20 protein-coding genes are annotated in these 19868 nt (G+C 70.1%); 8 read left to right on the top strand and 12 right to left on the bottom strand.

Annotated features, from left to right (window positions below; all coding sequences use genetic code 11):
* Nucleotides 1-48 precede the first annotated feature (48 nt).
* The 3 genes from JEQ17_RS35525 to JEQ17_RS35535 form a co-directional block, all read right to left on the bottom strand.
* A complete protein-coding gene (locus JEQ17_RS35525) occupies nucleotides 49-885 on the bottom strand; it encodes a pectate lyase (protein WP_200399078.1) in 837 nt (278 codons plus the stop codon).
* An 88-nt stretch (nucleotides 886-973) separates the two neighbouring features.
* Nucleotides 974-1816 (bottom strand): hypothetical protein, encoded by an 843-nt coding sequence (locus JEQ17_RS35530; protein WP_200399079.1) that lies wholly within the window; start codon nucleotides 1814-1816, stop codon nucleotides 974-976.
* On the bottom strand, nucleotides 1813-2379 hold the full coding sequence (locus JEQ17_RS35535) for a SigE family RNA polymerase sigma factor (protein ID WP_055616464.1): 567 nt from the start codon (nucleotides 2377-2379) through the stop codon (nucleotides 1813-1815). The genes JEQ17_RS35530 and JEQ17_RS35535 overlap by 4 nt, the downstream gene beginning before the upstream one ends.
* 270 nt (nucleotides 2380-2649) lie before the next feature.
* Between JEQ17_RS35535 and JEQ17_RS35540 the strand changes: the two genes are divergently transcribed.
* A complete protein-coding gene (locus JEQ17_RS35540) occupies nucleotides 2650-4101 on the top strand; it encodes an NCS2 family permease (protein WP_200399080.1) in 1452 nt (483 codons plus the stop codon).
* Between the two features lie 110 nt (nucleotides 4102-4211).
* Here JEQ17_RS35540 and JEQ17_RS35545 read toward each other — a convergent pair whose 3' ends face one another.
* From JEQ17_RS35545 to JEQ17_RS35570, 6 genes are all read right to left on the bottom strand, one after another.
* Nucleotides 4212-5663, bottom strand: a complete 1452-nt coding sequence (locus JEQ17_RS35545; RefSeq protein ID WP_200399081.1) for a peptidoglycan D,D-transpeptidase FtsI family protein — start codon at nucleotides 5661-5663, stop codon at nucleotides 4212-4214.
* 107 nt (nucleotides 5664-5770) lie between these two features.
* A complete protein-coding gene (locus JEQ17_RS35550; protein ID WP_200399082.1) occupies nucleotides 5771-6427 on the bottom strand; it encodes a response regulator transcription factor in 657 nt (218 codons plus the stop codon).
* A complete protein-coding gene (locus JEQ17_RS35555) occupies nucleotides 6424-7713 on the bottom strand; it encodes a sensor histidine kinase (protein ID WP_200399083.1) in 1290 nt (429 codons plus the stop codon). The genes JEQ17_RS35550 and JEQ17_RS35555 overlap by 4 nt, the downstream gene beginning before the upstream one ends.
* Nucleotides 7710-8687: a hypothetical protein gene (locus JEQ17_RS35560; protein WP_200399084.1), complete on the bottom strand. Its 978-nt coding sequence runs from the start codon at nucleotides 8685-8687 to the stop codon at nucleotides 7710-7712. Before JEQ17_RS35560 ends, JEQ17_RS35555 begins: the two co-directional genes overlap by 4 nt.
* A gap of 191 nt (nucleotides 8688-8878) precedes the next feature.
* Nucleotides 8879-9397, bottom strand: coding sequence for a GNAT family N-acetyltransferase (locus tag JEQ17_RS35565; RefSeq protein ID WP_200399085.1), 519 nt, complete (start codon nucleotides 9395-9397; stop codon nucleotides 8879-8881).
* 1 nt (nucleotide 9398) lies between these two features.
* On the bottom strand, nucleotides 9399-10172 hold the full coding sequence (locus JEQ17_RS35570) for an IclR family transcriptional regulator (protein ID WP_055616458.1): 774 nt from the start codon (nucleotides 10170-10172) through the stop codon (nucleotides 9399-9401).
* Between the two features lie 130 nt (nucleotides 10173-10302).
* Between JEQ17_RS35570 and JEQ17_RS35575 the strand changes: the two genes are divergently transcribed.
* From JEQ17_RS35575 to thpD, 6 genes are all read left to right on the top strand, one after another.
* Complete coding sequence (locus JEQ17_RS35575; RefSeq protein ID WP_200399086.1) at nucleotides 10303-11832, top strand: aldehyde dehydrogenase (NADP(+)); 1530 nt, start codon at nucleotides 10303-10305, stop codon at nucleotides 11830-11832.
* Nucleotides 11833-11981: 149 nt separating this feature from the next.
* Complete coding sequence (locus JEQ17_RS35580; protein WP_200399087.1) at nucleotides 11982-12590, top strand: DUF1349 domain-containing protein; 609 nt, start codon at nucleotides 11982-11984, stop codon at nucleotides 12588-12590.
* A gap of 382 nt (nucleotides 12591-12972) precedes the next feature.
* On the top strand, nucleotides 12973-13512 hold the full coding sequence (gene ectA, locus JEQ17_RS35585) for a diaminobutyrate acetyltransferase (protein ID WP_190230211.1): 540 nt from the start codon (nucleotides 12973-12975) through the stop codon (nucleotides 13510-13512).
* A gap of 30 nt (nucleotides 13513-13542) precedes the next feature.
* A complete protein-coding gene (ectB, locus tag JEQ17_RS35590) occupies nucleotides 13543-14814 on the top strand; it encodes a diaminobutyrate--2-oxoglutarate transaminase (protein ID WP_200399088.1) in 1272 nt (423 codons plus the stop codon).
* An 84-nt stretch (nucleotides 14815-14898) separates the two neighbouring features.
* Entirely contained in the window at nucleotides 14899-15303 is a 405-nt protein-coding gene (locus tag JEQ17_RS35595) for an ectoine synthase (protein WP_200399089.1), read from the top strand.
* 4 nt (nucleotides 15304-15307) lie between these two features.
* Nucleotides 15308-16195 (top strand): ectoine hydroxylase, encoded by an 888-nt coding sequence (gene thpD, locus JEQ17_RS35600; protein WP_200399090.1) that lies wholly within the window; start codon nucleotides 15308-15310, stop codon nucleotides 16193-16195.
* A gap of 79 nt (nucleotides 16196-16274) precedes the next feature.
* Here thpD and JEQ17_RS35605 read toward each other — a convergent pair whose 3' ends face one another.
* Nucleotides 16275-17336 (bottom strand): alkene reductase, encoded by a 1062-nt coding sequence (locus JEQ17_RS35605; protein WP_200399091.1) that lies wholly within the window; start codon nucleotides 17334-17336, stop codon nucleotides 16275-16277.
* Between the two features lie 191 nt (nucleotides 17337-17527).
* On the opposite strand from JEQ17_RS35605, the gene JEQ17_RS35610 reads away from it, so the two are divergent.
* Nucleotides 17528-18046: a MarR family winged helix-turn-helix transcriptional regulator gene (locus tag JEQ17_RS35610; protein WP_200399092.1), complete on the top strand. Its 519-nt coding sequence runs from the start codon at nucleotides 17528-17530 to the stop codon at nucleotides 18044-18046.
* A gap of 24 nt (nucleotides 18047-18070) precedes the next feature.
* Here JEQ17_RS35610 and JEQ17_RS35615 read toward each other — a convergent pair whose 3' ends face one another.
* The gene (locus JEQ17_RS35615) at nucleotides 18071-19195 is read right to left on the bottom strand and encodes a maleylpyruvate isomerase family mycothiol-dependent enzyme (RefSeq protein ID WP_200399093.1); all 1125 of its coding nucleotides are present in this window, start codon (nucleotides 19193-19195) and stop codon (nucleotides 18071-18073) included.
* Between the two features lie 25 nt (nucleotides 19196-19220).
* On the bottom strand, nucleotides 19221-19838 hold the full coding sequence (locus tag JEQ17_RS35620) for an RNA polymerase sigma factor (protein WP_055616448.1): 618 nt from the start codon (nucleotides 19836-19838) through the stop codon (nucleotides 19221-19223).
* Nucleotides 19839-19868 lie beyond the last annotated feature (30 nt).

Raw genomic sequence — 19868 nt, forward strand, 5'->3', positions numbered from 1 at the left:
CCGGCAGGTCCGGACAGTAGAAGGGCGTGCGGTGCTCCTGGTCGTACGTCACTGGTAGGTGAGGTCGGCGGCGCTGTAGTTGCAGTGCGTGCCGTCGGGCCCCGAGCCGTTCGTCGGCGGCTCGGCACCGGTGTTGTTGCCGATGTACTTCTGGCACGGGACGATCTTCTTGCCGCTGTCGCCGATGATCGTGATGCCCCGCAGGGCCGCGGTGTCGCCGTAGTTGGTGTTGATGCCGACCAGCCGTGACCCCGGCGCGGTCACCTCGATGGTGTTGAAGATCGAGGTGCGCTTGTACTGCGTCGAGCAGTTGCCGCAGGAGCGGTACAGGGTCTTGAAGTCCTGGACGGCGAACTTGGACACGACGAGCTTGCCGCCGCCGTTGTGCTGGAAGACCTTGTCCGCGGCCTTCCTCGCGCCGCCGCCGTACACGGTGTAGGTGGCCGAGTTGCCGCCCCGGAAGGTGGCCGCGTCCTCGCCGACGTCCTCCCACCAGACGTTCTGCAGATTGCAGCTGCCCTGGCAGTGGATGCCGTCGGCGCCGGGCTTGCCGATGATGACGTTCTTCAGCGTCGCGCCGTCGGCCAGCCGGAAGATCGGGTCCTGGCCCTCCTCCTGGCCGTCACCGGCCAGATCGCCGCTGCCGTAGTAGCGCTTCATGCCGCCGTCCCGGGTTCCCGACACGGGGATCGTCGTGGAGACGGCCTCGCTGCCGCTGGCGGTCGGCCAGGTGGTGGCGGCGCTCGCCGACGACGACATCATCGTGCTGGTGACGATGGCGGCTCCGGTCAGGGCGAACGCCAAGAGCCCGCCGACGACGGCACGCCTCCGGCCGGTCCTGCGACGGTGACGTGCACGGCGTTCCGGTTCCACGCGTGAAGTCATGTCCCGATTCCTTCAGGTGGGGGGAGAGTGACCTTGCGTCTCCTGGTCGCCACCCGGAAGGCGGGGGTTGCCGCCCCTCGGAACTTTTCTACGAGTCGCCGTCGTCGTCGGACGCGTCGCGCGCGAAGTCGCCCGCCACGCCCAGCTGTTGGTCCCCGGCCCGCGCGCCGGCCGAGTACGTGTCGTCCCCGGCGTCGCGTCCGCCGCGGTCGTGGTCGTACTGGCCCGCGAACACCCACTCGCCCGGCCACACCGTGCGGCCCGACTTGAGCACCCAGGTGTAGACGAGGAAGCCGTCCTTCTCGGCGACCGTCACCGTGAAGTCGTCCTCGGGCGCCGAGCGCCAGGCGCCCGCGGAGGTGACCCCGCCGGTCTGCTTGACCTTCAACACGACTGTGAGCGCGGTGAGTTGCTCGCTCGTCCTCAGGGTCACATTGCTCTGCGCCCAGAACTCGTTGCTGTGCGGGTCGACCGAGCCGTCCGACCACAGCGGGCCGTCCTCGTCGTCCGCCTTCGCGGGCGGAACGACCGGCGCGGACCGTGTCGGCTTCGCCGTCGGGGAGTTCGGCGCGCTCGGTTTCTCCGGCGGGGGCGACGACTTGGCCGGGTCCGGCGGGACCGGGGCGCGGCTCGTGGCCTCCGGCGACGGGTCGGGGGTGGGGGAGACCGCGACCGTCTGGTCGGCCGCCTTGTCGTCCTTCACCGCGGACGCGACCGCGTAGCCGCCCACCGCGAGCACACCGGCGGCGGCAGCCGTGGCGCCGACGACACGGAACCAGCCGAGCGGCGACGACCGCGGGGAGGGATGCCGGGCACTCTCCGCGCCGGCCATGCCGCGTTCGACACGGGCCAGGATGTGCGCGCGGTCGGGCTCATGCGCCTCGGCCGCGTCCCGCAGCGTGGCGCGCAGCTCCTCGTGCACGTCCTTCATCGTTCCCTCCCTTCGGCTCCGGTGGCACGCAGTACCGCCGCGTGCATCCGCCGCGGAGCCTCCTGGGACCCCAGCAACCGCTGCAGTTCCGCCATCCCCTTCGACGTCTGGCTCTTCACCGTACCGACCGAGATTCCGAGGGCGAGCGCGGTGTCCTTCTCCGAGAGGTCGAAAGCATGCCGCAGAACCACGCACGCCCGCTTGCGGAACGGCAGTCTGCGCAGGGCCTCCTGGACATCGACCATGCCCGGTATGTCGGGGTTCTCGGTCTTGTCCTCGCGCTGCGACCAGAACAGCGTGATCCGTCTGCGCTCACGCACCGCGCTGCGGATCCGGCTCCTGGCCAGATTGGCGACCACCCCACGCGCGTACGCCACCGGGTGGTCCGCCGCGCGCACCCGGTCCCAGCGGTGCCACAGCGCGAGCAGCGCGTCCGCCGCCAGATCGTCGGCCGCGTCCGACTCGCCCGTCAACAGATGTGCCAGGCGTGCCAGTTCGGCGTAGTGGCGCTCGAAGAAATCGTGGAACTCCACGGAGGCGGCGTCGTCGACGACAGTGCCCACGGGCGACCTCTCCCTGTCGAATCCTGTACGAACGCCTGACGGCTCTCACGGGGTACGTGCGTATACGGCCCCTGCGTTGCGGGTGTGAAGGAACGGTGTCCTGTGGGGCGAGATCCGAGAGAGTATCAGGCGCTCGTACAGCGCTTCGAACATCGTATGGCGGGCCGAACTCGATTCCGTAACACGGGGAAAACCTGAAAACGGTTCAACGAGGGAACAATCCAGCCAGCATCCGCACTCTGAACACGCAGGTAACGAGGAGCATCCGCCATGTCCGAAACTGAGAAGGTGGCAGACCGGCCGAGCGCCGGACCACCCCCGGCGAACAGCGTCGACCGGTACTTCAAGATCTCCGCCAGGGGCTCCACCTTCGCCCGTGAAGTACGCGGCGGCTTCGCCACGTTCTTCACGATGGCCTACATCCTTGTCCTGAACCCCATCATCCTGGGCAGCGCCAAGGACAAGTTCGGTGACCAGCTCGACACCGTCCAGCTCGTCACCGCCACCGCACTGGTGGCCGCCGTCATGACGGTCATCATGGGCGTCGGCGGCAACCTGCCGCTCGCGCTCGCCGCCGGACTCGGCCTCAACGCCGTCGTCGCCTTCCAGATCGCCCCGCTGATGAGCTGGGACGACGCGATGGGCCTGATCGTCCTTGAGGGCCTGCTGATCTGCGTCCTGGTGGTGACGGGTCTGCGCGAGGCCGTCATGCACGCGATACCGCAGCCGCTCAAGCAGGCGATCAGCGTCGGCATCGGCCTGTTCATCGCCTTCATCGGCTTCGTCGACGCCGGGTTCGTCACCCGCATACCCGACGTCGCGAACACCACGGTCCCGGTGCAGCTCGGCGGCACCGGCGCACTGGCCGGCTGGCCGATCCTGGTCTTCTGTCTCGGAGTGCTGCTGACCATCGGGCTGCTCGCCCGCAAGGTCAAGGGCGCGATCCTGATCAGCATCGTGACCATGACGATCGTCGCGATCGTCATCAACGAGATCGCGGACATCAAGAGCTGGGGCCTGACCACACCGAAGATCCCCGACGACATCGTGGCCTCGCCCGACTTCGGGCTGCTCGGCGACTTCAGCCTGTTCGGCGCCTTCGGCGAGGCAAGCGTGATCACCGTCGTGCTGCTGGTCTTCACGCTGATCCTGTCGGACTTCTTCGACACCATGGGCACGGTCGTCGGCATCAGCGCCGAGGCCGGACTCCTGGACGAGGAGGGGAAGGTCCCCAACCTCGGTCGCGTGCTGCTCATCGACGGCGCCGCGGCGGTCGCGGGCGGCGCGGCCTCCGCCTCCTCCTCGACCTCGTACATCGAGTCGGCGGCGGGCGTCGGCGAGGGCGCGCGTACGGGCTTCGCGAACCTCGTCACCGGCGGGCTCTTCGCCCTCGCCCTGTTCATGACCCCGCTGCTGACGATCGTCCCGCTCCAGGCGGCCGCCCCCGCCCTCGTCGCGGTCGGCTTCCTGATGATGACCCAGGTCAAGCACATCGACTGGGACCGCTACGAGATCGCCATCCCGGCGTTCCTGACGATCGCCGTGATGCCCTTCACCTACTCGATCACCAACGGCATCGGGGCGGGCTTCCTGGCCTACGTCCTGATCAAGACGGTGCTGGGGAAGGCGAAGGAGGTCCACTGGCTGCTGTGGGGCACGTCGGTACTGTTCCTGATCTACTTCGCGATCGACCCGATCGAACAGGTCCTGGGAGTGAAGTAGCGGTCACCCTCAAGAGATTGCGCAGTTCCCCGCGCCCCTTGAAGGGGCGCGGGGAACTGCGCGACCAGCCCCCACCGGCCGGCAGCCGACGAACCGACCAACCGGAACCGTCAGTTCTTCAACGCGGCCTGCATCATCGCCTTCGCGACAGGCGCTGCCAATCCATTACCGCTGACTTCGGAGCGCGCCGCATTCGACTGCTCCACCAACACGGCGACAGCCACTTCCTTGCCGCTGGAGTCGTCCTTCGCGTACGACGTGAACCACGCATACGGCGTCTTGCTGTTGTTCTCACCGTGCTGCGCCGTACCGGTCTTGCCACCCACCGTCGCCCCGGAGATCTGCGCGTTCGTGCCCGTGCCCTCCTCGACGACCGTCTGCATCGCCGACTGCAACTGCTCGGCCGTGGACGAGCTGACGATCTCCTTCGAGTCCGTCGAGTCGTCGTAGTTCTCCAGTACGTTGCCGTCCGAGTCACTGATCTGCGACACCATGTGCGGCGAGACCAGCTTCCCGCCGTTGGCGATGGCGGCAGACACCATGGCCATCTGCAACGGCGTCGCGGTCACGTCGAACTGGCCGATGCCCGTCAGCGCGGTGGACGACTTCTCCATGTCCGACGGATACACGCTCTCGTACGCCCGCACGGGCACGTCCTGCGACTTGTCGTTGAAGCCGAACTTCTCGGCCATCGCCTTGAGCTTGTCCTGGCCCAGGTCGACGGCCATCTTCGCGAAGACGTTGTTGCACGAGTACTGGAGGGCGACACGGATCGTCGCGTTCTCACAGGGCGCGGACTTGCTCTCGTTCTCCAGGACCCTGGTCGTGCCCGGCAGCGTGTACGGGTTCTCGCTGTCGGTCTTCGTGTCCACCGAGGAGTACAGGCCGTCCTCCAGCGCGGCGGCCGCGACGACCAGCTTGAACGTCGAGCCCGGCGGCAGCGGCTGGCGCAGCGCCCGGTTCGTCATCGGCTTCTCCGGGTCCTTCGTCAGCTTCGTCCACGCGTCGGAGTCGCCGGCGCTGATCACCGAGGGGTCGTACGACGGGGTGGACACGACGCCGAGGATCTTGCCGGTCTTCGGGTCGATCGCGACGGCGGCACCCTTCTTGTCACCGAGCGCCTCGTACGCCGCCTTCTGCACGTCCGGGTCGATCGTGGTGACCACGTCACCCGGGTCGGCGCGCTTGCCGGTGACCGTGTCGAGGGGGTTCTTCAGACGGTTGTCCGTGCCGTCGAGCAGGTTCTGGTAGATGCCCTCCAGCTGCGTCGCCCCGAACACCTGCGAGCTGTAGCCCGTGACCGCCGAGTAGAGGCTGCCGTCGGTGTACGTGCGCTTGTACTTGAGGTCGCCGCCCTTCGTCTGCGCGGAACCGGTGATCGCGTCTCCGGCCACGATGATGTTCCCGAGCGGGTACGCGTACTGCTCGATCGCGTTCCGTCGGTTGTCCTTGCTGTCCGCGAGCGCCTGGCCTTCGTAGAACTGCACCCAGGTCGCCCGGACAAGGAGGGCGAGGACGAGCAGCAGGGTGAAGACGGAGGCGCGCCTGATCGTTTTGTTCATCCCGCTTGGAGGACGACCGGGACCGGTCCGATCGTTCCAATCCGCCCGGATTTCTCATGTGCCGTTCATCAAACCGGGCTCTCGGCCGCGTCCCTCGGCCGTGCCCCTCATGAGGCCGTGTCCTTCAGGAACCCCGCCTCGTACGCCGCGATCACCGCCTGTGTACGGTCCCGGGTCGCCGTCTTCGCCAGGACGGCCGCCACGTGCGTCTTCACCGTCGCCGGCCCGACGCCGATGCGGCCCGCGATCTCGGCGTTGGTCAGCCCGGCGGCCATCAGCCGCAGGACCTCGCTCTCCCGGCCGGTGAGCCTCGCCACCCAGGCCGGCGGTGCCGCCTTCGCCCGCCCGTACTCGGTGGCGAGCGTACGCACCGCCGCGGGGAACAGCAGGCTGTCGCTGTGCGCGACCAGCCGCACGGCCTGGACGAGCGCGTCGGCGTCGGCCCGCTTGAGCAGAAACCCGGACGCTCCGGCGCGCAGCGCCTCGTACACGTACGCGTCGTTCTCGAAGGTGGTCACCACGATGACGCGTGGGGGATCGGGCAGCGTCGCCAGGATCTGCTCGGTGGCGCGGATGCCGTCGATCCCGGGCATCCGGACGTCCATGAGGACGACGTCCGGCGCCAGCTCGCGGACGACGGACACGGCCTCGGCGCCCGTGGCCGCCTCGCCGACGACCTCCAGACCGGGCTCGGCCGTCAGGATGGCGCGCAGCGCGGTGCGCACCATGCGCTCGTCGTCGGCGAGAACGATCCGGATGGTCATACGGGTCCTTCCAGGGGGAGTCGTACGTGCAGCCGCCACACCCCGTCCACCGGCCCGGCCTCCGTGCTGCCGCCCAGGAGCCGGGCCCGGTCGGCGATGCCGCGCAGGCCGTGGCCGCCGCCGGGACGGGGGACCACGGCCGTCGGCGCGGGGTTCTCGGCGGTGATGGCCAGCTCCCTGCCGTCGGGGACCACCCTGATCCGCAGGGTCACGGAGGTCCCGGGGCCGGCGTGCTTGAGGGCGTTGCTCAGCGCCTCCTGCACGATGCGGTACGCCTCACGGGAGACGAGCGGGGGCAGCGCCTCGGGGTCGGCCTCCACGGCGGCGGTCACGCGAAGGCCGCCCGCGCGGGTGCGGTGGAGCAGACCGTCGAGGTCGGCGGCGAGCGTGGGCGAGGGAGCGGTCGCGGGGGTCGTACCGGGGGAGTCCGACGCGCCGCCGGGGGAGCCGGCATCGCGCAACACACCCAGTACGGCGTCGAGTTCGCCCACCGTGCGCCGCGTGGTGTCCTCGATCGCGGCCAGCGCCTCGCGCACGAACTCCGGGTCGCTGTCCAGGACCCGGCGGGCCGCGCTCGCCTGGAGCGTGACGGCGCTCAGCGCGTGCCCGACGGAGTCGTGCAGCTCGCGGGCCAGCCGGTTGCGTACGGCGAGGTCGGCGGCGCGCGCCTCGGCGGCGGCGAGCCGGTCCTCGGGCGTGGGCCCGAGCAGTTCCGGCGCCCAGCGGGCCAGCAGCGCGCCCGTGCCCGCCGCGCAGCCGGCGAGGGCCGCCAGCATCGCCGCACCCGCGACCGGGGAGAGCGCCAACGCCCAGGTGTGGTCGAAGAGTTCGGGCAGATCGAGCCGGGAGTCGCGCAGCCCCACGTAGAGCGGGAGCGCGATCAGCACCACCGCGAAGGGCGGCGTCGCGAGGGACATCCCGGCGATCACTCCGCCGAACCCCAGGTGCAGCGTGAACCACAGGGCCGTACGCCCCTTCGCCTGCCGGGTGCGCGCGGGCCCGTCGGCGAGACGGTCGCCGTCGACCCCGCACAGGGCGCGGACCACGGCCACCGACATCGGCCGGGTCAGCGGGAACAGCCCGGTGATCGCGGCGAGCGGCAGCCCGGCCCCGAAGGCGAGCAGCTGATGGGGCAGCGAACTGAACAGGTTCTGGGAGTTCGTGAACGGGCCGACGATCAGCTCGCCGACGAAGACGTACGGCATGGCGAGCGCGCCGCCGAGGATCAGATGGATCCACCGGCGACGCGTCCGCCTCCCGAACAGGGTCCGGGCGAACGCGGTCACGCCGACCGCTTCGCCAGGACGGAGGCACCGACGCCCGCCACGAGGATGCCGACGATCATCTGCCCAGCGTAGGTGAGGTTCATCAGGGTCGTCGGCTGCTCGGCGATGTCGTCCACACCGGCCAGGCTCGCCAGCGAGAGCCAGCCGCCCCAGCAGGCCACGGCCCCGGAACCGGTCCAGGCCAGGGCGAGCGGAACCTTCACGGACAGGGCGCGGCCGGGCCGCCGGAACGCGAGCAGATACGCGCCCGTGACGGCGGCGGCCAGGAAGACGACGTACATGCCCTCCAGCACATGGAAGTCGCCCGTACGGTCCTCGACGCGGGCCTCGTTGAGCCCGGTGGCCGAGCCGCAGGCCCACAGGAGATGGAGGGCGCCGGGGAACAGTGCGACGACCCCGGCGGCCACGGCTGCCGTCCGCTGTGTGGCCCGCCCCCGACCGGCGGGCCACTCCCGCCACAGATGCCCCCACCGGTCCCGCGCGTACAGCACGAACAGCGTGCCGAGCGCGAGCCCCTGCACGATGAACCCGGTGTAGACGACCCCGAACACCCACTCGTCGAGGAACGGCTCCTTCCCAGTGTCCCCGGCCCTGTTCACACTCCCGCCGAACGCCCTCACGAGCAGTTGCAGCGGATACCCGGTCATGATCGGGGCGAGCAGTCCGGTCGCGACCCACATGGGGAACACCAGCAGCCACGCGGGCACCCGCAACCCCCAGGGCCGCGTGAGCAGCAACGCCAGCACGATCACCGCACTGTCCAGCAGCACACTCGCCCCGTTGGCCACGGCCATCGCCACCCGATGGTCCAGCAGCGAGCTCCCCTCGGGAATCCCGAGCCGACTCCCGCCCAACCAGGCGACTTTGAGCCCGACGTAAGGCACACAGGCCACGACGGCGACGGCACACAGCACCCGCCGAGGGAGGGGTGTGGGGGAAGCCGGTGCAGGAGTGGAGGAGAGCATCTGTGTCATGCCATCCACGCTCCCGCTCAGCCCCGCCGGACACGTCCTGCGCAACGACGATCCCCCTCCGCCGCACGGGGGAGAGGGGGCGGGTCCCGCCCCTTCAGGGGCTCGGGGAACTGCGCGACCAGCCACGGTCAACCCGCGGCTCACAACCAACCGCAGCCCCAACGGCGCCCGAACGGCACCTCGGCGGAGCTTCACCCCTCCAGTGTCAGCACAACCTCGTCGATCTCCTCACCCCGCGCGTTCGCGAACCCCCGGTCCTGCCCGGAGACGCGAAACCCACACTTCTCCAGCACCCGCAACGACCCCACATTGTCCGCCGCCGCCCGAGCGAACAACGGACGCTCGGACACCGCATCGAGCAGCGCCAGCAAGGCCCCCGTGGCGATCCCCCGCCCCCAGTACGCCCGATCGATCCAGTACGTCACTTCGCGCTCGCCGGGCGAGCCGTACACCGCCGCGCTGCCGACCACGTCCCCGTCGACGAGGATCGTACGGTTGACGACGTCGGGCAGGGCGCGGATCCGCTTCCAGTGGGCGTCGAACGCGTCCCGGTCCGTAGGGTCCTTCGCGGTGAACGCGGCCATCCGCACCGACTCGGGATCCATCATCTGCCGGAAGAACACGGGCAGATCGCTGTCGTGGACCTCACGGAGCACGACCTCTCCGCCAGGTACGCCAGGTACGCCAGAAGCGCCGGAAAAGTCAGCCATGTCAGAGCCTCCGGGTGGCGAGAGTCAGCCGGTCCCGCGCGTCGAACAGCGCGTCCTTCACCATCTGCTCGTGCGCGGGCGTCAGCCGCGCCACCGGCACGGAGCAGCTGATCGCGTCCCGGGCGGGAGTCCGGTAGGGGATCGCGACGCCGAAGCAGCGCAGCCCCAGCGTGTTCTCCTCGCGGTCCACCGCGAACCCCTGCTCCCGCACCTGGTGCAGTTCCTCGATGAGCTTCTCCCGGTCGGTGATCGTGTGCTCGGTCAGCGCGGGGAGCGTCTCCGGGAGCAGCTTCCGTACCTGCTCGTCGGTGTGTGTGGCGAGCAGCGCCTTGCCGAGGGACGTGGAGTGCGCGGGCAGCCGGCGGCCCACGCGCGTGAAGGGGCGCAGGTAGTGCTGGGACTGGCGGGTCGCGAGGTAGACGACGTTCGTGCCGTCGAGGCGCGCCAGGTGGATGGTCTCCGTGGTGTCGTCGGAGAGGCGGTCCAGGGTCGGCCGCGCGGCCGCTACGACCTCGTCGCCGTCGATGTACGACGTACCGACGAGCAGGGCCCGTACGCCGATGCCGTACCGCGTGCCCGTCGCGTCCGTCTCGACCCAGCCGAGCTCGACGAGGGTCCGCAGGAGCATGTAGAGACTGGACTTGGGGTACCCGACGGCCTCCTGCACGGCGGCCAGGGAGTGCATGCCCGGGCGTCCGGCGAAGTACTCCAGCAATTCAACCGTCCGCACCGCGGACTTGACTTGTGCCCCGCCGCCCGTCTCGACTGCCGACATCGCCTTGACCCCCTAGTTGGCCGGGAAATAGTCTCCACAGCATATTCACCACCAGAGACAGCGTTCAGCATATCGAACGCCGCTGGTGAGTGGCACATGTACTGCGGCATTACATCTGGAGGGACCCGCGGTGGCAGCAGCACCAGTCTGGAGTGTCGACCCCCGAACCGGGAAGCAGCGCGAGCAGGTTGCGGTGGAAGCCACAGCCCAGGAGGTGGACGCGGCCGTCCGCGCGGCCCATGCCGCCCGGGGAGCACTCGCCGACCGCACCGTCCGTGCGGCCTTCCTGCGCTCCGCGGCCGACCAGCTCGAAGGGGCCAAGGAGCACCTGGTCGAGGCCGCGGACGCGGAGACCGCGCTCGGTCCGGTCCGGCTCACCGGCGAGCTCGCCCGCACCTGCTACCAGTTGCGGGCCTTCGCGGACATCGTGGACGAGGGCGAGTTCCTCGGTGTGGTGATCAACCACCCCGACGACACCGCCACCCCGCCGATCCCGGACCTGCGCCGCTACAAGGTGCCGCTGGGCGTCGTCGCCGTCTACTCGGCCTCGAACTTCCCCTTCGCCTTCTCCGTGCCCGGCGGCGACACCGCGAGCGCGCTCGCCGCGGGCTGCCCGGTCGTCGTCAAGGCGCACCCCGACCACCCGGGCCTGTCCGAGCTGGTCGCGTCCGTCCTGCGCCGGGCCGCCGCCCAGCACGACATCCCGGACGGTGTCCTCGGCCTGGTGCACGGCTTCGACGCGGGCGTCGAGCTGGTCAGGCACCCGCTGGTCACGGCCGCCGGATTCACCGGTTCGGTACGCGGCGGACGCGCCCTCTTCGACGCGGCGGCCGCCCGCCCCGCGCCGATCCCCTTCCACGGCGAGCTGGGCTCCCTGAACCCCGTCGTCGTCACCGAGGCCGCGGCCGCCGAGCGCGCCGAGGCGATCGGTACGGGCCTCGCGGGCTCCATGACGCTGGGCGTCGGCCAGTTCTGCGTGAAGCCGGGTCTGGTGCTGGCGCCCGCCGGCGCGTCCGGTGACCGGCTGGTCAAGTCGCTGACGGACGCGGTGAGCGACACGGACGCGGGCGTTCTCCTGGACCACCGCATGCGCGACAACTTCGTCGCGGGGGTCGCCGAGCGGGCCGAACTCCCGGACGTGGACGCCCCGGTGACCCCGGGCGCGGGCAGCGAGCACACGGTGAGCCCGGGCTTCCTGACGGTTCCGGCCGAGCGGCTCGCGAGCGAGGGCGAGTACGACCTGCTCCTCGAGGAGTGCTTCGGGCCGGTCACCGTCGTCGCGCGCTACGAGGACGAGGCCGAGGCGAACGCGGTGCTCGCGCGGCTGCCCGGCAACCTCACCGCGACCGTCCACCTCTCCACGGAGGAGACCGCCGGTGAGGGACGCGGTGCGGAGATCCTCGCCGAGCTGACGCCGCTCGCCGGTCGCGTCCTGGTCAACGCGTGGCCGACCGGTGTCGCCGTCGCGCCCGCCCAGCATCACGGAGGGCCGTACCCGGCGACCACCTCCACGTCCACGTCGGTCGGCGGTACGGCCATCGAGCGGTGGCTGCGGCCGGTGGCGTACCAGAACACGCCGGAGGCGCTGTTGCCGGCGGAGCTCCGTGACGACAACCCGTTGGGGTTGCCGCGGCGCTTTGACGGCCGTCTGGAGCGGTAGCGCTCCGCTGGGTTCGCTGTTGTCGGGGTCGTGTGTGAGCCGCGGGCCGGTTGTGGCTGGTCGCGCAGTTCCCCGCGCCCCCAAGGGGCGCCCCTGAAGGACCCCGCGCCCCTTTCGGGGCGTGGGGGTGGACCTGACAGACTCGGGGGATGGACTTGGAACTTCCTGGACTTCCCTTTTCTTTCCGGACGTACGGGCCCGACGGGCACTGGTCGTACGAGGACGGGGTGCTCACCGGGTGGGCGGGCGCGCGGCAGGACCGGTTCGTGCCGCCGACCGACGAGGGACTTGACCCCGCGTCCGACGCCCCCCGGCTGCTCGGGTCGCCGGAGGGGGACTTCCAGCTCATCGCCCGGGTCACGGTCGGTTTCGCCGGGGCCTTCGACGCGGGTGTGCTGTACGTGCATGTGGGCGAGCGGGCCTGGGCCAAGCTCTGCCTGGAGAACTCGCCGGATGTGCCCACCGTCTGCACGGTCGTCACCCGGGGCCACTCCGACGACGCCAACTCCTTCACGGTGGACGGCAGCTCGGTCTGGCTGAGGATCAGCCGCACCGGCCGCGCCTTCGCCTTCCACGCGTCGCGGGACGGCAAGCGCTGGACCTTCGTCCGCCTCTTCACCCTGGCCGACGAGAAGGAGACCGGCGCCGCCCTGATCGGCTTCATGACCCAGTCCCCGATGGGCGAGGGCTGTGTGGTCACCTACGACCACATCGAATACCGCCCGGACTGGCCGGCGGACCTCCGGGACGGCACCTGAGCCCCGGCCCCGTCACAGGCGTCTGACCAGCGGGGCCGTGGGGGATCGGGGAATTCCGGATCGGATTATTCGGGTGGCTATTCCGGGCTCTTTTCGGGTGCTTATTCAGCACAGCTTCCCGTATTCTTCTGCCCGCTTTCTCCGAACCTAAACGCTAAGATTTCGCGAACGCCAACCTCTTAATTCGGGCAGATCTCGTGGTGATTACGCGGCTGTGACGCAACACACAAGGCGCCCGGTTTGTCACTTGTTTTCGGGATAAAGTGGCGGCTTCCGTCGGGTGCTACGCGGCGTCCGCGCCCGCGTGATAACACAACGGGCGCGTCGACGTAACCCCCTCCGGCGATGCAATTTGAACTTTCGCTGGGTAAATTCAATCCGCATGACCGCCGCACAAGCAGACCTGCAAGCGGAATTCCTGGAAATGCCGGAAGGGCTGCGGATCGACCGTCCGCACGTGGTGGACGGAGCCGCACTCTGGCGCATTGCCAAGGACTCCGGGAACCTCGACCTGAACTCCTCCTACAGCTACCTGCTGTGGTGCCGTGACTTCGCCGGCACCTCCGCGGTGGCGCGCACGGCCGACGGCGAGCCGGTCGCCTTCGTCACCGGCTACATCCGGCCCGAGCGCCCTCACACGCTTCTCGTGTGGCAGGTGGCCGTCGACGCGGAACAGCGCGGACGCGGCCTCGCCGCCGCGCTCCTCGACGGACTGACCCTGCGGATCGCCCGCACACACGAGCTGACCACCGTCGAGACCACCATCACCCCGGGCAACACCGCCTCCGAGCGGCTGTTCACGTCGTACGCCGGACGCCATGGAGCGACCGTCGAGCGTGAGGTCCTGTTCGACACAGCGCACTTCCCCGACGGACCGCACGACCCAGAGGTGCTGTACCGCATCGGCCCCCTGTCGCACTGACGAACCCCCCACGCCTTGAGGAGCAACTCCGTGAGCATCACCCAGCCCGACCTGAGCGTCTTCGAGACTCTGGAGTCGGAGGTGCGCAGCTACTGCCGCGCCTGGCCCACCGTCTTCGACCGCGCGCAGGGCAGCCGAATGTTCGACGAGGACGGCCACGAGTACCTCGACTTCTTCGCCGGCGCCGGATCACTGAACTACGGGCACAACAACCCCGTACTGAAACGCGCCCTCATCGACTACCTGGAACGCGACGGCGTCACACACGGTCTCGACATGTCGACGACCGCGAAGCGCGGCTTCCTGGAGTCGTTCCAGAACCTGGTGCTGCGGCCCCGCGACCTGCCGTACAAGGTCATGTTCCCGGGCCCGACCGGCACCAACGCCGTCGAGTCCGCGCTGAAGCTGGCCCGGAAGGTCAAGGGACGGGAGTCGATCGTCTCCTTCACCAACGCCTTCCACGGGATGTCGCTCGGCTCGCTCGCCGTGACCGGCAACGCCTTCAAGCGGGCCGGCGCCGGCATCCCGCTCGTGCACGGCACACCGATGCCCTTCGACAACTACTTCGAGGGCAAGGTCGAGGACTTCCTCTGGTTCGAGCGGCTCCTGGAGGACCAGGGCTCCGGTCTCAACAAGCCCGCCGCGGTGATCGTCGAGACCGTGCAGGGCGAGGGCGGCATCAACGTCGCCCGCCCCGAGTGGCTGCGCGCCCTCGCCGAGCTGTGCGAGCGCCAGGACATGCTGCTGATCGTCGACGACATCCAGATGGGCTGCGGCCGGACCGGGGCGTTCTTCTCCTTCGAGGAGGCGGGCATCACCCCCGACATCGTCACCGTCTCCAAGTCCATCAGCGGCTACGGACTGCCCATGTCCCTGTGCCTGTTCAAGCCCGAGCTGGACATCTGGGAGCCGGGCGAGCACAACGGCACGTTCCGCGGCAACAACCCCGCGTTCGTGACGGCCGCCGCCGCGCTGGAGACGTACTGGGCCGACGGCTCCGCCATGGAGAAGCAGACGCGCGCCCGTGGTGAGCAGGTCGAGGAGGCGTTCATCTCGATCACCGAGGAGAACCTCGCCGACGTCAAGGAGTACCGCGGCCGGGGCCTGGTCTGGGGCATGGAGTTCCACGACAAGGCGCGCGCGGGCCTCATCGCCAAGCGGGCCTTCGAACTCGGCCTGCTCATCGAGACGTCGGGCCCGGAGAGCGAGGTCGTGAAACTCCTCCCGGCGCTCACCATCACCCCCGAGGAACTGGACGAGGGCCTGCGCATCCTCGCCCGCGCCGTCCGCGAGACCGCCTGAACCACCCCTGAACGGCCCCTGAACCACAGCGGCCACACCCACCGCACCAACCGCACATCAGCCTGAAGGAGGCTTCGCAGCACCGTGATAGTCCGTTCGTTCAAGGAGATCGAAGGCACTGACCGACACGTGAAATCGGCGTCGGGTACCTGGGAGAGCAAGCGCATCGTCCTCGCCAAGGAGAGGGTCGGCTTCTCCGTGCACGAGACGATCCTCTACGCGGGTACCGAGACGTCGATGTGGTACGCGAACCACATCGAGGCCGTCGTCTGCGTGGAGGGCGAGGCCGAACTCACCGACGACGAGACCGGCGAGAAGTACACGATCACGCCGGGAACCATGTACCTCCTCGACGGGCACGAGAGGCACACGATGCGGATCAAGGAGGACTTCCGCTGCATCTGTGTCTTCAATCCGCCGGTGACCGGACGGGAGGACCATGACGAGAACGGCGTCTACCCCCTGCTGACCGAGCCCGAGGAGGTCTGAACCGATGACGACCATCACCGACCTGTATCCCAGCCGCGGCACCAGCGAGGTGTCCGTGCCCCGGCAGGACCCGGTCGTCTGGAGCGAGCCCGGCACGCCGGGACCGATCCCCGGGGCCGACCTGCAGTCGTACGAGCGTGACGGTTTCCTCGCCGTCGACCGGATCATCGGCGACGACGAGGTCGCGCTCTACCACGCGGAGCTGGAGCGTCTGGTGTCGGACCCGGCGATCCGTGCCGACGAGCGCTCGATCGTGGAGCCGAAGTCGCAGGAGATCCGCTCGGTCTTCGAGGTCCACAGGATCAGCGAGATCTTCGCCCAGCTCGTACGCGACGAGCGTGTGGTCGGCCGCGCCCGGCAGATCCTCGGCTCGGACGTGTACGTCCACCAGTCGCGGATCAACGTCAAGCCCGGCTTCGGTGCGAGCGGCTTCTACTGGCACTCGGACTTCGAGACCTGGCACGCCGAGGACGGTCTGCCGAACATGCGGACGGTGTCCGTCTCGATCGCGCTGACGGAGAACCACGACACCAACGGCGGCCTCATGATCATGCCGGGGTCGCACCACACGTTCCTCGGCTGTTCCGGAGCCACGCCGGAGGACAACTACAAGAAGTCGCTGCAGATGCAGGACGCGGGCACGCCCTCGGGCGAGGCGCTCACCAAGTTCGCGTCCAAGCACGGCATCAAGCTCTTCACGGGCAAGGCCGGCTCGGCCACCTGGTTCGACTGCAACTGCATGCACGGCTCGGGCGACAACATCACGCCGTTCCCGCGCTCGAACGTCTTCATCGTGTTCAACAGCGTGGAGAACACGGCGGTGGAGCCGTTCTCGGCCCCGGTGCGCCGGCCCGAGTTCATCGGAGCGAGGGACTTCACCCCGGTGAAGTGACACCCGGTGAAGTGACCTGCGCCCATGGGCGATCGGCCCGGTTCCCGTCTCGTACGAGACGGGAACCGGGCCAACTGCCTTACAGCGCCGGGTAGTCCGTGTAGCCCTTCGCGTCCCCGCCGAAGAACGTCGCTCCGTCGGGCTCGTTGAACGGACCGCCGGTCCGCAGACGGGCGGGCAGGTCCGGGTTGGCCAGGAACAGCTGGCCGTACGCGACGAGATCGGCGACGCCGTCCTCGACGAGCGTCAGGGACTCCGGCCCGGTCGGCCCCTCGGTGGCCGGGTTCAGCACGAGGGTCCCGCTGAACCGCTTGCGCAGCGCGAGGGTCAGCTCACGCATCTCGACCGCCTCGGTGATGTGCAGATACGCGAGGTCCAGCGGCTCCAGCTCGGCCACCAGCGCGGTGTACGTCGACTCCGGCTCGGGCTCCTTGATGTCGTTGTACGGGTTGCCGGGCGAGAGCCGGATGGCGGTGCGCCCGGCACCGATCTCGGCGGCGACGGCCTTCACGGTCTCGACGGCGAACCGTATGCGGTTCTCGACGGAGCCGCCCCACTCGTCGGTGCGGTGGTTGGAGCCGGGGGCGAGGAACTGATGGATCAGGTAACCGTTGGCGCCGTGCAGTTCGACGCCGTCGAAGCCCGCCTCGATGGCGCCCCGAGCAGCGGTCACGAACTCCTCGACGGTGGCGCGGACCTCGTCGCCGGTGAGCTCGCGCGGGGTGATGAAGTCGAGGGGACCCTCGTGGGTGTAGACCTGCCCCTGGGCCGGCACGGGTGACGCGCCGACGTTGACGAGTCCCTCGGGCAGCAGGCTGGGGTGGCCGATCCGGCCCGCGTGCATGAGCTGCGCGAAGATCCGGCCGCCGGCGGCGTGCACGGCGTCGGTCACCTTCCGCCAGCCGGCGATCTGCTCGGCACTGTGCAGGCCCGGGGTGTCCGGGTAGCCCTGGCCGACCGCGGACGGCTGGATGCCCTCGGTGATGATCAGCCCCGCGGAGGCGCGCTGGGCGTAGTACTCGACGTTGAGGTCGGTGGGGGCACCGCCCTCGCCCGCCCTGCTGCGGGTCATCGGCGCCATGGCGATGCGGTTGGCGAGGGGTGTGCCGGACAGGTCGATGGGGTCGTACGCAGTGGTCACAACAGCTCCAGGAAAAGATTTATGTGGTCGGCCAATCATCTGAACCGAGAGCCACCCTAAACCATTCCTTGGCCGACCAAGGTAATCTCGGTGGGGGAAGGCCGGAAGACGGCCGGGAGACGGCGCGAGAGGGCGGGGGAGGCGGTGGGACGTACGGTGGACAGCACGTCCTCACGAACCCGGGAGCCGAGATGAGTGCCAGCCAGGAGGTCGCGGCCCCGCAGGCCGACCCCCTCTGTATCGACAAGCTGCCCTCCGCCGCCCGCGGCGGCCCGGTCAGCCACGCCATCTCACGGGTCGCCCGGCTGCACCGCACGACCGCGGCCAGGCTGCTGCGCGGGGCCGGGCTCTACCCCGGGCAGGAGTTCGTGATGATGCACCTGTGGGACCGGGGCGCGGTGCGTCAGTCGGACCTCATCAAGGCGGTCGACCTCGATCCGTCCACGGTCACGAAGATGCTCCAGCGCCTTGAGCAGTCCGGGCACGTGACCCGCAGCCCGGATCCGAAGGACCGGCGCGCGGTGCTCGTCGAGGCGACCGAGAAGAGCTGCGGACTGCTCGACGAGGTCACACTCGCCTGGGCCGGCCTCGAAGAGCGCGCCCTCGCGGGCCTGAGCCCGGCCGAGCGGACCCAGCTCGCCGGTCTCCTCTCCCGGATCGAGGCGAACCTCTGCACCGAGACGGGGGGCTGTCCCGCCCAGGACTCGTAGGAGCGGCAGCCAGGACGGCTACGGCTACAGCCAGGACAGGGCGGCCGCCCGCTCCAGTACGTTGCCCACGGCGTCCTCGTCGCCCGCGACTCCCCTCGGCACCTCGTCGGGTGTGTACCGGCCGCCCATGAGCAGGCAGAAGTCCACGGCGTCCAGGACGAGTTCACCCCGGACCGCCTCGTCCTCGGAGCCGAGCACCCACTCGGTGGAACTCTCGCCGGAGGTCACCGCGAACAGCACCGGCGGTGCCGTGGGCCCCAGCGCCATGCCGAGGACGCGGACGGCCAGCCGGACCAGCTGCCACAGATGGGCGTCCGGGGGCGGCGGCACGGCGAGACCGAGTGCGCGGCCGATGTCGTCCGAGTGGATCCACGTCTCGAAGGCGCGCACGACGAAGTGGTCGGAGACCGGCAGCCGTACACCCATCAACGTCGTCGCGCGCGCGGCCGGTTCGGGATCCACGGCCTCGGGCGTGGCCAGCAGCGCGGCGGCCCGAGCGGCCCACGTGGCCACCGTCTCCTGAGGGTCGCGCGTCCGCTCGTACGCGATGACGTCGGCGGTCCGCGTGTTCCAGGCCTCCTCCCACGGTGTGTCCTCGGTGGTCCGTGAGGGCGGAGTGTGGCTCTGCAGGCCCAGGCGCACGGCCAGTTGCTCGTCGGCGGCGATCAGATGGCCGACGGTGTCGCGGACGTCCCAGTCGTGCACGACGGGCGTGCCCCACGGCCCGTGGCCGTCCACCTCCCGCAGCAGCGCGCGCAGTCCGGCGACGGCGGCCGCGTACGGGGCCGCGTGCGCGGCGACCCGCGGCAAGGCGGGCCGGGACCGCAGGGCGAGGGCCAGCACACCGTCCGCTCCGGCCGGACCACCGACGGAGGCTCCCGCGGAGCCGCCGCCCGTCACTCCGGGGGCCGAACCGTTCCGCGAGACCGCGGCCGAACCGTTCCGCGCGGCGGGTGATCCGTTGCCGGCGGCGGCCGTCCCCGGTGACACGTCCAGCAGCCGTACGGTCTCGCGGAGCCGTTCAGCCTCCGCCGCACAGCTCTCGCAGCCGGCCAGGTGCGCCGGTACCGCCTTCTCGTCCGCGGGCTGCAGCGCGCCGAAGGCCCAGGCGGCCAGCAGCTCGGGCACACCGTCGTGGTCGTCGGTCACCGGACGCCTCCTTCCCCTGTCGCCATCATGCGCCCCTTTCCCACGCCGGATCCGGCGGCTCGGCCAAAGTCTCGGCCAACTTGCGCAGCGCGGACCGTAAGCGGGTCTTGGCGGTGCCCTCCGGAATGCCGAGCTCGACGGCGGCCTGGCGGTAGGTGCGGCCCGCGAAGTAGGCGAGGTGCACCACCTCCCGCTGCGGCTGCGGGAGTTCGGCCAGCGCGGAGTGCAGCAGCAGCGAGCGCTCGCGGTCGACGACTGCCTCGTCGGGCCCGGGCCCGGTGTCGGGGATGGCGTGCAGCGCGGAGTCGTCCGCCCCGGCGGCCTTGCGGTGCCGGGCCTCGCTGCGCACCCAGTCCACGGCCCGCCGGTGCGCGAGCACCGACAGCCAGGTGCGCAGCGAACCCCGGCGCGCGTCGAACGCGTACGGCCTGCTCCACAGCTGGGCGAAGACCTCCTGCGCCACGTCCTCGGCGGCCGCGGGGCTGTTCGTGACGCGCCCGGCGATCCTCCGCACGAGCCCGCCGTACGCCGCGTAGGCCTCGGACAACGCGGACTCGTCGCCGTACACCAGCCGCCGATGCAACTCCGCATCCGCGGGCGGCCGTTCGGACTTGTGGAGAGTTGGCTCCACCGGCACCACCACCTCGTGATGCCCTTCCTAGCGTCCCCGAGG

This window comes from Streptomyces liliifuscus (assembly GCF_016598615.1).
Lineage (GTDB): Bacteria > Actinomycetota > Actinomycetes > Streptomycetales > Streptomycetaceae > Streptomyces > Streptomyces liliifuscus.

What these genes read in the sequence shown, in the direction of transcription:
- JEQ17_RS35565 (WP_200399085.1), bottom strand. Translation starts at nt 9,397, where the DNA reads ATGGCTGACTTTTCCGGCGCTTCTGGCGTACCTGGCGTACCTGGCGGA.
- JEQ17_RS35550 (WP_200399082.1), bottom strand. Translation starts at nt 6,427, where the DNA reads ATGACCATCCGGATCGTTCTCGCCGACGACGAGCGCATGGTGCGCACC.
- JEQ17_RS35580 (WP_200399087.1), top strand. Translation starts at nt 11,982, where the DNA reads ATGGACTTGGAACTTCCTGGACTTCCCTTTTCTTTCCGGACGTACGGG.
- JEQ17_RS35610 (WP_200399092.1), top strand. Translation starts at nt 17,528, where the DNA reads ATGAGTGCCAGCCAGGAGGTCGCGGCCCCGCAGGCCGACCCCCTCTGT.
- JEQ17_RS35560 (WP_200399084.1), bottom strand. Translation starts at nt 8,687, where the DNA reads ATGACACAGATGCTCTCCTCCACTCCTGCACCGGCTTCCCCCACACCC.
- ectA (WP_190230211.1), top strand. Translation starts at nt 12,973, where the DNA reads ATGACCGCCGCACAAGCAGACCTGCAAGCGGAATTCCTGGAAATGCCG.
- JEQ17_RS35540 (WP_200399080.1), top strand. Translation starts at nt 2,650, where the DNA reads ATGTCCGAAACTGAGAAGGTGGCAGACCGGCCGAGCGCCGGACCACCC.
- JEQ17_RS35530 (WP_200399079.1), bottom strand. Translation starts at nt 1,816, where the DNA reads ATGAAGGACGTGCACGAGGAGCTGCGCGCCACGCTGCGGGACGCGGCC.
- thpD (WP_200399090.1), top strand. Translation starts at nt 15,308, where the DNA reads ATGACGACCATCACCGACCTGTATCCCAGCCGCGGCACCAGCGAGGTG.
- JEQ17_RS35570 (WP_055616458.1), bottom strand. Translation starts at nt 10,172, where the DNA reads ATGTCGGCAGTCGAGACGGGCGGCGGGGCACAAGTCAAGTCCGCGGTG.
- JEQ17_RS35525 (WP_200399078.1), bottom strand. Translation starts at nt 885, where the DNA reads ATGACTTCACGCGTGGAACCGGAACGCCGTGCACGTCACCGTCGCAGG.
- JEQ17_RS35545 (WP_200399081.1), bottom strand. Translation starts at nt 5,663, where the DNA reads ATGAACAAAACGATCAGGCGCGCCTCCGTCTTCACCCTGCTGCTCGTC.